The 12,268-nt window shown below is 61.5% G+C and carries 13 protein-coding genes; 2 read left to right on the forward strand and 11 right to left on the reverse strand.

Going from position 1 to position 12,268, the window contains the following annotated elements; genetic code table 11:
* Nucleotides 1-73: 73 nt before the first annotated feature.
* The 6 genes from ABIE28_RS02785 to ychF form a co-directional block, all read right to left on the reverse strand.
* Nucleotides 74-1,093: a TerC family protein gene (locus ABIE28_RS02785; RefSeq protein ID WP_354059914.1), complete on the reverse strand. Its 1,020-nt coding sequence runs from the start codon at nucleotides 1,091-1,093 to the stop codon at nucleotides 74-76.
* Nucleotides 1,094-1,251: 158 nt separating this feature from the next.
* A complete protein-coding gene (locus ABIE28_RS02790) occupies nucleotides 1,252-1,596 on the reverse strand; it encodes a hypothetical protein (protein WP_354059916.1) in 345 nt (114 codons plus the stop codon).
* 32 nt (nucleotides 1,597-1,628) lie between these two features.
* The gene (locus ABIE28_RS02795; RefSeq protein WP_354059918.1) at nucleotides 1,629-2,186 is read right to left on the reverse strand and encodes a MaoC family dehydratase; all 558 of its coding nucleotides are present in this window, start codon (nucleotides 2,184-2,186) and stop codon (nucleotides 1,629-1,631) included.
* The gene (locus tag ABIE28_RS02800; RefSeq protein WP_354059920.1) at nucleotides 2,183-2,662 is read right to left on the reverse strand and encodes a MaoC family dehydratase; all 480 of its coding nucleotides are present in this window, start codon (nucleotides 2,660-2,662) and stop codon (nucleotides 2,183-2,185) included. The genes ABIE28_RS02795 and ABIE28_RS02800 overlap by 4 nt, the downstream gene beginning before the upstream one ends.
* A gap of 169 nt (nucleotides 2,663-2,831) precedes the next feature.
* Nucleotides 2,832-3,836, reverse strand: coding sequence for an ABC transporter substrate-binding protein (locus ABIE28_RS02805; RefSeq protein ID WP_354059922.1), 1,005 nt, complete (start codon nucleotides 3,834-3,836; stop codon nucleotides 2,832-2,834).
* A gap of 218 nt (nucleotides 3,837-4,054) precedes the next feature.
* Complete coding sequence (gene ychF, locus ABIE28_RS02810; RefSeq protein WP_354059924.1) at nucleotides 4,055-5,152, reverse strand: redox-regulated ATPase YchF; 1,098 nt, start codon at nucleotides 5,150-5,152, stop codon at nucleotides 4,055-4,057.
* A 183-nt stretch (nucleotides 5,153-5,335) separates the two neighbouring features.
* On the opposite strand from ychF, the gene ABIE28_RS02815 reads away from it, so the two are divergent.
* Complete coding sequence (locus ABIE28_RS02815) at nucleotides 5,336-6,589, forward strand: PQQ-dependent sugar dehydrogenase (protein WP_354066389.1); 1,254 nt, start codon at nucleotides 5,336-5,338, stop codon at nucleotides 6,587-6,589.
* A gap of 241 nt (nucleotides 6,590-6,830) precedes the next feature.
* On the opposite strand, the gene ABIE28_RS02820 is transcribed toward ABIE28_RS02815, so the two are convergent.
* Nucleotides 6,831-7,544: an anti-sigma factor gene (locus ABIE28_RS02820; RefSeq protein WP_354059926.1), complete on the reverse strand. Its 714-nt coding sequence runs from the start codon at nucleotides 7,542-7,544 to the stop codon at nucleotides 6,831-6,833.
* A complete protein-coding gene (locus tag ABIE28_RS02825) occupies nucleotides 7,541-8,083 on the reverse strand; it encodes a sigma-70 family RNA polymerase sigma factor (RefSeq protein ID WP_354066390.1) in 543 nt (180 codons plus the stop codon). Before ABIE28_RS02825 ends, ABIE28_RS02820 begins: the two co-directional genes overlap by 4 nt.
* 160 nt (nucleotides 8,084-8,243) lie before the next feature.
* On the opposite strand from ABIE28_RS02825, the gene ABIE28_RS02830 reads away from it, so the two are divergent.
* The gene (locus ABIE28_RS02830; protein WP_354059928.1) at nucleotides 8,244-9,026 is read left to right on the forward strand and encodes a DUF4394 domain-containing protein; all 783 of its coding nucleotides are present in this window, start codon (nucleotides 8,244-8,246) and stop codon (nucleotides 9,024-9,026) included.
* Between the two features lie 46 nt (nucleotides 9,027-9,072).
* On the opposite strand, the gene ABIE28_RS02835 is transcribed toward ABIE28_RS02830, so the two are convergent.
* The 3 genes from ABIE28_RS02835 to ABIE28_RS02845 all read right to left on the reverse strand — a co-directional run bounded on the left by ABIE28_RS02835 (nucleotide 9,073) and on the right by ABIE28_RS02845 (nucleotide 12,014).
* Nucleotides 9,073-10,539, reverse strand: a complete 1,467-nt coding sequence (locus tag ABIE28_RS02835) for a multicopper oxidase family protein (RefSeq protein ID WP_354059930.1) — start codon at nucleotides 10,537-10,539, stop codon at nucleotides 9,073-9,075.
* Nucleotides 10,540-10,611: 72 nt separating this feature from the next.
* Nucleotides 10,612-11,313: an aminoacyl-tRNA hydrolase gene (gene pth / locus ABIE28_RS02840; protein WP_354059932.1), complete on the reverse strand. Its 702-nt coding sequence runs from the start codon at nucleotides 11,311-11,313 to the stop codon at nucleotides 10,612-10,614.
* Nucleotides 11,314-11,384: 71 nt separating this feature from the next.
* Nucleotides 11,385-12,014: a 50S ribosomal protein L25/general stress protein Ctc gene (locus ABIE28_RS02845; RefSeq protein ID WP_354059934.1), complete on the reverse strand. Its 630-nt coding sequence runs from the start codon at nucleotides 12,012-12,014 to the stop codon at nucleotides 11,385-11,387.
* Nucleotides 12,015-12,268: the final 254 nt, after the last annotated feature.

The raw sequence follows: 12,268 nt of genomic DNA on the forward strand, positions 1-12,268 counted from the left end.
GCATCGTTCCTCTGTCTTCCGGCGCATGAAAAGAGAAGGGCCGGCGTCAACCGCCGGCCCTCTTGGCTTTCGATCAGGGTTCGAGCTGACCGGTTTTCGGATCGTCCAGCGCGCTGATATCGGGCTCGTTGCGGGTCTTCCACAGCGAGAAGATGATGCCACCGGCCAGGATCGACAGCGTCACCACCAGCGACAGCAGCGTGTCGATGTGGATGTGCAGCGGCACGAGGAAGATCTTGATACCCACCAGAACCAGAATGATCGCCAGCGAAACCTGGAGGTAACGGAAGCGGTTCATGGCAGCTGCCAGCGCGAAATAGAGCGAGCGCAGGCCGAGGATGGCGAAGATATTGGACGTGTAGACGATGAAGGTGTCTTGGGTCACGGCGAAGACGGCGGGCACGGAGTCGACGGCGAACACTAGATCGACCACTTCCACCATGATCAGCGCCACGGCCAGCGGCGTCAGCCAGGTGACGATCTTGCCGGTCTTTGGGTCGGGCTGCTTGACCGTGAAATTGCGGCCATGCAGTTCCTTGGTGACGCGGAAGCGCTTGGTGATGAACTGGTAGACCTTGTTTTCATCAAGGTTGCGTTCTTCATCCTTGTGGCTGAACATCCGGATGCCGGTGAAGACCAGGAAGGCGCCGAAGCCGAACAGGATCCAGCTATACTGGTTGACCATGGCTGCGCCGAGACCGATCAGCACGGCGCGGAACAGGATCACGCCCAGAATGCCCCAGAACAGCACGCGGTGCTGGTAGATGCGGGGGATGGCGAGGAAGCCGAAAATCGTCGCGATGACGAACATGTTGTCCATCGCGAGGGACTGTTCGAGCAGATAGCCGGTGTAAAATTCCAGCCCGGCTTCTGCGCCGCGCTGCCACCAGACCCAACCACCAAAAGCCAGCGCGATACAGACGTAAAAGCCATACAGCAGCAGGCTTTCCTTGGCCCCGATCTCGTGTTCATCCTTGTGCAGGACGCCCAGATCGAAAACCAGAAGCGCGATCACGATCGTAATGAACGCAACCCAAAAATAGACAGGTGTACCTAGAAAATCGCCCATAAGGGCGCCAAGAAGCGATTCCATCGCCGGACCTTTCTCCATGAAGATTGGAGCAGCTCCGACATCACGAGAGTATAAGTCACTCTCGCCAGAGGGGCCCGGCGCCGCACGGACAAAATGCCCGAAACGGCGAAAAGTTCAAGCCCCCCGTCGCAGATTGTTAATTTTGGGCCCGGGAGGACCTAGCGCGGCGTGCAGAGCATGACGATGGCGTCGCCGGTTTCGAGCTGGATGGCGGTGCCATAGGTGGGGTCGGCAATGACCCGGCCAGCCTGGATATTGCGGGTGGCTTTGAGCCCGCCATCGTTGAACTGAACGCCGTCCTGATAGCCCGTAATAGTGCCGGTGCCAGAGCTGGCGTCACCCACCTTGGTCGAGGCAAAGCCATAGACCCCGCCATAGATGGTCAGGATGCCGGCGCGTTCCGCCGTGGCGTCGCGACAGGACCAGTTGCCGGTAAAGCCCTGCGCAAAGGCAGGGGTGGCAAATGAGGCGGTGAGGGCAATGATGAGGGCGATTCGGAGCATGGCGGACACAGTGCCGGTGCGCCGATGGGCTTTCAAGAGGCGCGCTTCAGCAAAGGTCCAATCAGCGGAACTTTGGTGAGCGTGAGCAACACTTTGAGCTTGAGCGGCATCTTGTAGTCGCGCAGCTTGGAGAACCCGACAAGGCTCGAGCGATAAACCAGCTCGCCCCTCTGGTTGGTGGCCGTCAGCCGGTTGAACAGCAGACCCCAGCCATGAATGGAATTGGAGGCGCGTTTGTCGGTCACGACGAGTTCGTAGGACACGGTATCGCCAGGGCGCACCGGCACCTTGAACTCCATCGAATTGACGCCCGGGGAAGGGCCGGACACGCCTGGTTCCTTGCCTTCGGCGCGGATGCGGTCTTCCTCGGCAAACAGGGTATCGACCATTTTGCGATGCCCGACGCTGACCGTGTGCCAGCCGCTGGCGACCAGTCCGCCAAAGTGGCTGTGCTTGGCGGCTTCCGGGTCGATATGGAAATATTGGGGATCGTATTGGGTGGCGAAGCGGATGATTTCTTCGCTGTTGAAAGTGTGACTGCCGAGGTCAAACACTTCGTCGATCACGATGTCTTCAAACCAACGGGTCATGCCGGCACTCCCACATCGCGCACATCGATCAGATTGGCCAGCCGCATGGTCATGACGGGCGCACCCTTTTGATTCTGCACGGCGAAATCGAGGGTCATGATGCCCCATTGCGGATTCTTGGCCGAGCGGCGCAGCTCCGCAATCGTCACCGTGCCGCCGATGGTGTCGCCAACCATGACCGGGTTTTTCCAGCGCAGATCGGAAAAGCCCAGCCCGCCAGCCGAGGCGACGGTGTTGAGGAAGCTATCGACCAGCATGCGCAGGCTGAGCGCGCCGGTCTGCCAGCCGCTCGAGGCGAGGCCGCCGAGCAGGCTCTTTTTGGCCGCAGCTTCATCGAGGTGAAACGGGAACGGATCGAACTCGCGGGCGAAGGTGATGATCATCTCCTTGCTCACGGTGACATGGCCCAGATCGACGACCTCGCCGATGCGCAGGTCCTCGAAATGGCGTCGATCTTGAGTGACAGGATTGGTCATTTGCTTGCCCTATACGTCAACCTGCGTTTTGCTCCATATGGGCAGCATTGGCAACCCGCTATCACGCGGGGAGAGTTAAGCCATCTGTCGCAGGACTTTGCCAGCCTTCGTTGCGACAAAAAAATGGGCGCCCCATGGAGCGCCCATCGTCATTGCAGCGTGCGAAAGCCTATTCGGGCTCACCGACGGTCACATTGGTGGCCGGATCGCCATCCACCGCAGCCGCCAGCGCAGGTGGCATCACGTCGAGCAGGTATTCCAGCGACAGCGGCGACTGCCAGGACATGGCGGCATAGGCAATGCCTGCCGGATCATCAAGCCAGAGCGCGCGGCCCTCCTTGGATAGACGGCTGTTCTGGAACAGCTGCATGTTTTCAATGATCTTGCGACCGCTGACGTCGCCGCCTTCGATGGGCAGCACGACGGTGTCGAGGTCCAGAAGCGCGAAATTTTCGGGGCTGATGGTGATGCGGTTTTCCGGGTCGGACTTGGCATCGAGATCAGCCGGGAACACGAGGCCGAGGTCGATCAGGAAGCGGGTGCCGAGGTCCTTGCTGCTCCAGGTCGTGAAGTTGCCGCCGTCATAATAGACGTTGGCCGCCGTCTTGCCGACGATCTGGGGATATTCGGCCTTGGCCTTGGCGGTCTTGGCGGCGATATCGGCGATGATGTGCTCGGAACGCTCAGTGCTGCCCCAGACGGCCTGATCGATGACGCGCAATTCGTCCTGCCACGGCACGCCCCACTCGGTGAAGCCGACGGGCGTGGTGACGACGGGCGCGATCTTGGACAGCTCGGCGTAAAGGCCTTCATCCATCGGCACATAGATGGCGATGATGAGATCGGGGTCCTGCGCCAGCACCCATTCGAGATTGGTCGGATCGGCTGGAATGACCGACGGCTCGGCGCCCAATGCCTCGCGGGCATGGTCGGTCCAGGGCCAGCTGGCATAGGGATAGTCGCCGAACCAGCTGGTCACGCCGATCGGGGCCACGCCGAGCGAATAGAGGAAGTCCTGTTCGTGCCAGCCGACCGAGACAACACGCTTGGGCTGCGCCGGAATGGTCGTCGTGCCGTAGAGGTTTTCCAGGGTCACGGGGAAGGATTGGGCGGCGGCAGGTGCGCTCAGCACGGCAATCGCTGCCATGGCCAACACGATACGACGGGTAAACATTAAGAGCCCTCAGGTTGATGGGCGAATTTCTATATTGCGGACAATGATTGTCAACTTAAGTCTTGGGTGTGGATAGGCAAACAGCCCCGGCGTGGTGACGCCGAGGCTGTTTGGGAAGATCGAGTGTGTGGAACGCTCCTGCCACTCGACCATAGGTCTCGTGGCCTTAGGGCTTAAAATCGCTCCACTGGAGCGATTTTGCCGCGAAGCGGCCAGCCCTAAGTATTAAACTTGAACAGCATCACGTCGCCGTCCTTGACGACATATTCCTTGCCTTCGTCGCGCGCCTTGCCGGCTTCCTTGGCGGCGACTTCACCGCCCAAGGTGACGAAATCCTCGTAGCCGATGGTCTGGGCGCGGATGAAGCCGCGTTCAAAATCGGAGTGAATGACGCCAGCGGCCGCCGGAGCCTTGTCGCCTTTGTGGATGGTCCAGGCGCGCGTTTCCTTGGGGCCGACCGTGAAATAGGTCTGCAGACCCAGCAGGGTATAGGCTTCGCGGATCAGGCGGTTGAGGCCAGCTTCGTGCAGGCCGAGCGATTCCAGATATTCTGCCTGTTCGGCATCTGGGAGCTGCGCCAGCTGGCTTTCGATCTCGGCCGAGATGATGACGACGCCAGCGTCGTTTTTGTGCGCGTAGTCTTCGACCAGCTTGCTCATCGCATTGCCGTTTTCGGCGGAGCCTTCATCGACGTTGCAGACGTAGAGCACGGGCTTGGAGGTGAGGAGCTGGAGTTCCTGGAACGCCTTTTCTTCTTCAGCAGAGCGCTCGACGAAGCGGGCGGATGTGCCTTCGCGCAGCAGCACGAGCGAGCGATCAATCAGCTCGAGCGTGACCTTGGCGTCCTTGTCGTTGCCCTTGGCCTTCTTTTCGACGCCGGTGCGGCGTTTCTCAAGGCTTTCGAGGTCGGCGAGCATCAGCTCGGTTTCGACCACTTCGGCGTCGGCCAGCGGATCGACCTTGTTGGCGACGTGGATGATGTTGCCGTCTTCAAAGCAGCGCAGCACATAGGCGATGGCGTCGCATTCGCGAATGTTGGCGAGGAACTGGTTGCCCAGGCCTTCGCCCTTGGACGCGCCCTTCACGAGACCCGCGATGTCGACAAAGCTCATGCGTGCGGGCAGCACGTTCACGGACTTGCCGATTTCGGCCAGCTTGCCGAGGCGAGCGTCCGGCACTGGCACATCGCCCACATTGGGTTCGATGGTGCAGAACGGGAAGTTCGCAGCGGCAGCAGCGGCGGTGCGCGTCAGCGCGTTAAAGAGGGTCGACTTGCCGACATTCGGCAGGCCAACGATGCCCATCTTGAAACCCATGGGGAAAGCTCCGGAATTTGTTGGCCTTCACATCGTTCGGATGGGGTGAGATGTCAATGCGTGGACGGACATAGCCGGGGTGTCGTACAGGCGCAAAGCCGTGCTAGTGCTGCTGCAACGTGCGAATTGGAGGGCCTCGTGGCTATTATTGTTATTTTGTTGATCGCCGCGGCTATCGGCGGCATGTGGTATTATTATCGTGGCCGCCATATCGGCTCGTTTGCGCAGGCCTTTGGTAGCGCACCAAAAATTCCCGAACCCAAGTCGCAGGGCCCGGTGCCCATGCTCAAAATGCCAACCGCGATTGGTTGGGGCGAGGGCGAAAAGCCGACTGTTGCGGCGGGCCTCAAGGTCACCGCCTTTGCGCGCAACCTCAAGCATCCGCGCTGGGCCTATGTGCTGCCCAATGGCGACGTGCTCGTTGCCGAGTCGGCATCGCTGCCGAGCACGGTCAAGACGATCCGCGACTATGCGATGAACCGCGTCATGAGCCGCGCGGGCGCCACCCGCCCGAGTGCCAACCAGATTACGCTGTTGCGCGATGCCGATGGCGATGGCGTGCCCGAAGTGCGCGAAGTGTTCCTCAAGGATTTAAGCCAGCCCTTCGGCATGGCTCTGGTCGGGGACACGCTCTATATTGGCAACACCGATAGCGTCGTGGCTTTCCCTTACGAAACTGGCCAGACCAGGATCACCGCCACCGGCCGCAAGCTGATGGACATGAAGCCCGACGGCCACTGGACGCGGAACCTGCTCGCCAGCAAGGACGGCACCAAGCTTTATGTGGCCGTCGGCTCCAAGAGCAACATTGCCGAAAACGGTCTTGAGGAAGAAGAAGGCCGCGCCTGCATTTATGAGCTCGACCTGACCACCGGCCAGCACCGCGAATTTGCCGGCGGCCTGCGCAACCCCGTTGGCATGGCCTGGGAGCCGGTCGATGGCAAGCTCTGGACCGTGGTCAATGAGCGCGACGGCCTGGGCGACGAGACGCCGCCCGATTACCTGACTTCGGTCAAAGACGGCGGCTTTTACGGCTGGCCCTTCAGCTATTGGGGCAACACGGTCGACGAGCGCGTGCCACAGAACGCCGCGCTGGTCGCCAGGGCCTCCGCGCCCGATTATGCGCTGGGCGGCCACACCGCGTCGCTCGGCCTCTGCTGGCTGCCCGAAGGCACGCTGCCGGGCCTGCCATCGGGCATGGTCATCGGCCAGCACGGCTCGTGGAACCGCAGCAAGCTCAGCGGCTACAAGGTGATCCTCGTGCCGTTTGCCGATGGCAAGCCAAGCGGGTTGTCGGTCGATCTGCTGACGGGGTTCCTCGCCGCCGATGAGAAAACCTCGCGCGGCCGTCCGGTTGGCGTGACGGTTGCGGCTGATGGGGCTTTGCTCGCAGTTGATGACGTCGGCGACGCCATCTGGCGCGTGACCGGGGCTTAGTTCCTCTTACCTCTCCCTTGGGGGAGAGGTCGACCGAAGGGTCGGGTGAGGGGGCCTTTCCTCCAGATGTGCAGAAAAGAATACCCCCACCTAACCTCCCCCTGAAAAGGGGGAGGAATCCAGCCAGTGGCCTTGGCAGAATAGTACCCCAAAACTCGATCTGTCCCTCCCCCTATCAGGGGGAGGCTAGGTGGGGGTATCCCCTAAAAAACCTAAGCCCACAGGGGTATCCCCTAAAAACCTAGCTCACCGGCGGCTTGGCAAACCCCTTCACCAGGATCGGCCCCGTCGGTCGACCCGTCGGCGAACCCGGCGCAGGCTCCAGCGTAATCTCATAGAGCTGCCCATTCTGCGGCAGCGGCAGGTTCGGCCCGTCGAGCCGCAAATCCTGCGTCCTTGCCAAAGTCCCCAGCGATACCGGCCCGGTGGCGACATCCGGCAGGGTCCAGACTTGCAGCACCTGCCCCTCAGGGGCCTCAAAGCTTTCCAGCGGCACCAGCCGCACGCTGTCGTCGGCGAAGGCCTCGATGATCATCGACGGGCTGGCATCGGCCTCGTTGAGCAGGATGGCGATCATGGTTGGCTGATCGCTTGGCCGCGAGGCAAGCCCGGTCACATAGCCCACGCCCAGCGCGATGACGACGCTGGCGGCCAGCGGCAGCCACTGCAGCGGCGCCCAGCTCATGCGGGCGCGGGGCGGCATCTGGACGATATTGTCCGCCGTCTCCTCGGCTGCCTTGGCGATCTGCCGTTCGATCCGCGCCCATAGCTCCGGGTCATAAGGCGATGGTGCGGCGGTCTCGTCGAGATTGTTCATCCGCGCGGCGAAAGCGATGGCCATTTCGGCCAGTTCCGGATCAGCGGCGGATACCGTCTCGAACGCGGCGATCTCGGTGGGATCGAGCAGGCCCAGAACATAGTCGCCGGCCAGTGCCAGTTTTTCGTCACGGGTCATGACAGGCACTCCTGCAAGGCTATCGTGCCGCGCCGGATCCAGGCTTTGACGGTGCCGAGTGGGGCGTTGAGCGTTGCGGCGACTTCGCCGTGGTTGAGGCCGGTGACGTAGCACAGCAAAATCGCGCGCCGCTTGATCTCGTCGAGCTGGCCGAGGCAGGATTTGAGCGCGTCGCGTTCCGCCAGCGCATCGAAGGCATTGCTGGCGTCGGTGGCGCGGTCGCCAATGGCGGCAAGCGTTTCGCCGTCGTGATAGTCCATGCGGCTACCGTCGCGCAGCAGGTTCAGTGCCCGGTTGCGCACGATGGTGATCAGCCAGCCCACGGCGCTGCCGCGCCCGGTCTGGTATTGATCGGCGCGCTGCCACACCGAAACGAACGCGTCCTGCACCACTTCCTCGGCCAGATCCTGTCGGCGCACGATGCGGCGCGCTATCGCGACAAGCTTGCCTGCCTCCTGATTGAACAGGTCGGCGAGGGCCGCGCGGTCGCCTTTGGCGATGCGGGCGATGAGGTCTGCGGTGTCGTGCGGTTTGGGCAGCGTACGTCCTTCCTTGCTCTATGCAGCAATACACAAGGCAAAGGCCTCTGGATGCAAGGGCAGAAAGTTTTTTTTGACCCAACTGCATCTGGAAGCCGTTCTGGCGGGTAGAGACCTCGTAACCGGCGTTTGAGCGCCATCCCCAACGAGGAGACGTCCCATGCACAAGTTTTTGACCCTGAGCCTTTTGTCCGCCACCGCAATGGCTGGCCTCACCGCCGCCACCCTGGCTGCCCCCGCAGTCGGCCTTGTCGGCGGCAAGACGCTCGTGATGTTCGATACCGACAGCCTTGAAGTCTCCGGCACGGTCGACGTGACCGGTGTCGACGGTCTGGCCGGGATCGACGTTCGCCCCGCCGACAAGCTGCTTTATGGCGTAACGCTGTCTGGTGATGTCGTGACCATCGACACCGCGACCGGCGCTGCGACCGTCAAGAGCACGCTGAGCGAAAAGCTCTCCAGCTATGAAGGCGCCATCGTCGACTTCAACCCAATGGCCGACCGCCTGCGCCTGATGGGCGCCGATGGCACCAATCACCGCGTCAATGTCGATGATGGTGCCGTCACCGTCGATGGCTCGCTGGCCTATGACGCCGCCGATATGCATGCCGGCGAAGCGCCAAACATCGTCGCAGCCGCCTACACCAATTCGATCGGCAAGCCTGAAGCCACCAAGATGTTTGATATCGACGCGACCATCGTGGCGCTGATCCAGCAGACCTCGCCCAATGACGGTACGCTGGCCGCCATCGGCAAGCTGGGCATTGAAGGCGCCGACAACTATGCCTTCGATATCGCCGCAACCGAAGACCTGACCAACACCGCCTATCTGGTGGCCGGTTCGTCGCTTTACGTGGTGAACCTCGAGACCGGCGCTGCCACATCGTCCGGTGAAATCACCGGCCTTGATGGCGCCATCACCGACATTGCGATCCTCCAGTAATCGCAAGGCGAACGGCCGCGCTTCGGCGCGGCCGTTTTGCTTTGTGCTAGATCACTTCCACCACGCCCATCATGCCGTGATCCTCATGGAACAGCAGGTGGCAGTGGTAGACATATTTGCCGGTGTAATCGAGGAAGCGGTGGCGGATGGTGATCGAGCCGAGCGGGGGCAGGCCGCGCGTGTCCTCAAAGCTCAGCAGTTCATCGACCGGCTCGCCATTGACGGCAATGACCTGGAAATCGTTCACATGGATGTGGAACGGGTGCCAGTCGGTGGAGTCGTTGTGGATGGTCCACTCTTCGAATGCGCCAAGCGGCACGGTCTGATCGACGCGCCCCATATCGACCTGTTGTCCGTCGATCAGGAACCTGGTGCCGCTGGGACCACGATCCACGTCGAAACGGATTTCGCGATGACGATCGACCTCAAGTCCGCGCAAATCTTCGCTGAGCGGGATCAGCGCATCGGGAATGGTGTGGTCGGTGACGGGTTCACCCTCGACCACCAGCGTTGCCAGCAGCACGTCGGGCTCGAACTGGCGGTCTGAACCCAGCCACAGCATCTTGCGCAATTCCCAACTGCCGGTGAACTGGTGACCTTTGACCAGAATATCGGCGCGGCAGCCCGGCTCGATCAGCAGGCGCTCCAGCTTAACCGTGCGGGTCATCGGATTGCCGTCCTTGGCGATCTGATAGAGCGGGTGGCCCTCAAGCCCCATCATCAGGAAACTCTCTGCGGTCGCGTTGACCAGCCGCCAGCGCTGCACCTCGCCGGGGCGGATGGTGAGGGTCGGGTTGATCTGGCCGTTGATCGTCTTTGTCTGGCGGTGAATGTCCTGAATGTCGGCCGGGACGATGGTGTTGGTCTCGTCGAACTCGGCCGACTGGATCACCAGCAGCTGGTCGATGCGGCCGGCAATGCCGTCAATATCATCCAGCCCGCCCTCGATGATCAGCGCGCCGGCCATGCCGCCGGCCACCTGCGAATAGGTCAGGCCATGCACATGCGGGTGGTACCAATAGGTGCCGGCCGGGTGGTCGGCGGGGATTTCGATCTCGAAGTCGAACTCGGTGCCGGGCTGAATGGTCAGGAAGACATTGTCGCTCTTGCCCGAGGGCGAGACATGAAGGCCATGGGTATGGAGGTTGGTGACCTCATCGAGGTCGTTGATCAGTTTGATGCGCAGCGTATCGCCGGGCTTGGCAACCAGCGTCGGCGCCGGGTAGCTCGCTTCAAAGGTCCGGGCCACGGCGGGCGCGCCATCGATGCTCACCGGGCCATAGGCGGCGCGGAGCGTGGTTTCGAGAACGCCATCGACGCTGCGCCGCACTTCGGGATGGTGCAGCTTGTCGCCGGCTACGCTGGCCACGCGGGCAATGCTGCGCTCGGGCGCAATAACCGGCTCGCCGCTGCCATGGTGGCTGTGTTGCGCTAGCGCCGGGCTTGCAATACCGGCAGCCGCAATCGCACCGCCCGACACCAAAAGGTGTCGGCGAGAAATTTTTGAAGTCATCAGGCAGTCCCCCAAATCAATTGGGGTGACAATAGGTTGGCAATCCTATCGCGCAACCCGAAGGGGCTGTGCCTATTTGCCGCCGAACAGCTTTTTGAGCATGTCGGCCATCGGGCCGCCCTCGGGAACTTTCACGTCCGGCTTGGCAGGACGCGCCTGCCGGATATGGCTTTGGGCCTTTGGCGCGGGCTTTGCTTCCGGCTCGTCGACGGCTTTGGTGGCGAGCGCCAGCTTGTTCATGAAGCCGCTATCGTCGCCCTTGAGCAGCAGGTCGACATGCCTGGCGATGGCGTCGAGCAGCGGGTCGAGCCAGACCTGATCGGCCTTGGCAAAATCGCCGAGCACGTGATGGGTCACATAGTCCTTGCCGGGATGGCCGATGCCGAGGCGGACGCGCTTGTAGTTCAGCCCGATCTGCGGATCGATCGAGCGCAGGCCATTGTGCCCGCCATTGCCGCCGCCGATCTTGACTCGCACCTTGCCGGGGGCGAGGTCCAACTCATCGTAGAGCACGATGATGTCGGCCGGTTCGATCTTGTAGAACTTGGCGACCTGCTGAACGCTGTCGCCGGAGCGGTTCATGAAGGTCTGCGGCTTGAGCAGGATGACCTTTTCGCCGCCAATGGTGCCTTCGGCCAGAACGCCTGAATGCTTGGTGCGGAACTGGGTGATGCCATGGGCACGGGCAATGGCGTCAAGCGCCATGAAGCCGATATTGTGGCGATTGCCTTGATACTGGTTGCCCGGATTGCCCAGGCCGACAAGCAGCTTCATGCCATGCTCCGAAAATGCAAGAGGCGACCCGAAGGCCGCCTCGAACGTATAGCAGAAACGAGACGGGTCGATTACTCGGCCTTGTCTGCGCCTTCTTCTGCAGCGTCGCCGTCTTCACCGGCCGAACGCAGAGCGGACGGAGCAACGATGGTTGCGATCGTCACGTCGTCTTCGTGGCTGTGATCAACCGAGCCGGTAGGCAGCTTAATCGAGGAGATGTGGATGGTGTCGCCAATGTCGAGACCGGTCAGGTCGACCGTGATGTTTTCTGGGATGTTGTCCGCAGAAACAGTCAGATCGAGCGTGTGGTGCACGATGTTGAGCGTGCCGCCGCGCTTCAGGCCTGGGCTGGCTTCTTCATTGATGAAGTTGACCTGAACCTGAACATTGATCTTGGAGTTCTTGCCGATGCGCAGGAAGTCCACGTGCAGCGGGAAGTCCTTGACGGGGTCGAGCTGGTAGTCGCGCGGAATCACCTTGTGGACGGTGCCGTCGACGTCGAGGTCGATCGTGTGCGACAGGAAGCCACCGGCGTAGATCGCCTTGTGAACGTCTTTGTACGCGAGGGAAACGGTGACGGGAGTCTTCTTGTCACCATAGATAACAGCAGGAACGAGTCCCTGACGACGCAGTTCACGAGCGGCCCCCTTGCCAACTCCGTCACGCGCCTGTGCCTTGAGCACCTTATTCGTCGCAGCCATGGAAATATCCATTCTGGTTGGTGTATGCGTCACTACAACAGCATACGCGCCCGTCCTCCAGGGGTGACGAGCGCTTCATGGCGCGGGCTATAGCTTAAAGGGGGCAGGGGAGCAAGCGAGTCCCACATCTGGCCGCAAAAATGTCTTCGGCAGATCAGCAAGCACGGTGCCGCTCCGGCGCGAATTCATGCTGACAAGCGGATATAAATCCCGGCTTGCGCCGGGATAACCCTGTGGGGGAGGACTGTCTCAGT

Origin of the sequence: Devosia sp. 2618, assembly GCF_040546815.1 — a bacterium.
Taxonomy (GTDB): domain Bacteria; phylum Pseudomonadota; class Alphaproteobacteria; order Rhizobiales; family Devosiaceae; genus Devosia.

Excerpts from the sequence above, each read along its gene's own strand:
- ABIE28_RS02800 (WP_354059920.1), bottom strand. The coding sequence starts at position 2,662 with ATGACCAATCCTGTCACTCAAGATCGACGCCATTTCGAGGACCTGCGC.
- ABIE28_RS02790 (WP_354059916.1), bottom strand. The coding sequence starts at position 1,596 with ATGCTCCGAATCGCCCTCATCATTGCCCTCACCGCCTCATTTGCCACC.
- ABIE28_RS02815 (WP_354066389.1), top strand. The coding sequence starts at position 5,336 with ATGTGGTATTATTATCGTGGCCGCCATATCGGCTCGTTTGCGCAGGCC.
- ABIE28_RS02805 (WP_354059922.1), bottom strand. The coding sequence starts at position 3,836 with ATGTTTACCCGTCGTATCGTGTTGGCCATGGCAGCGATTGCCGTGCTG.
- ABIE28_RS02795 (WP_354059918.1), bottom strand. The coding sequence starts at position 2,186 with ATGACCCGTTGGTTTGAAGACATCGTGATCGACGAAGTGTTTGACCTC.
- ABIE28_RS02835 (WP_354059930.1), bottom strand. The coding sequence starts at position 10,539 with ATGACTTCAAAAATTTCTCGCCGACACCTTTTGGTGTCGGGCGGTGCG.
- ABIE28_RS02820 (WP_354059926.1), bottom strand. The coding sequence starts at position 7,544 with ATGACCCGTGACGAAAAACTGGCACTGGCCGGCGACTATGTTCTGGGC.
- ABIE28_RS02845 (WP_354059934.1), bottom strand. The coding sequence starts at position 12,014 with ATGGCTGCGACGAATAAGGTGCTCAAGGCACAGGCGCGTGACGGAGTT.
- ABIE28_RS02830 (WP_354059928.1), top strand. The coding sequence starts at position 8,244 with ATGCACAAGTTTTTGACCCTGAGCCTTTTGTCCGCCACCGCAATGGCT.
- pth (WP_354059932.1), bottom strand. The coding sequence starts at position 11,313 with ATGAAGCTGCTTGTCGGCCTGGGCAATCCGGGCAACCAGTATCAAGGC.
- ychF (WP_354059924.1), bottom strand. The coding sequence starts at position 5,152 with ATGGGTTTCAAGATGGGCATCGTTGGCCTGCCGAATGTCGGCAAGTCG.
- ABIE28_RS02785 (WP_354059914.1), bottom strand. The coding sequence starts at position 1,093 with ATGGAATCGCTTCTTGGCGCCCTTATGGGCGATTTTCTAGGTACACCT.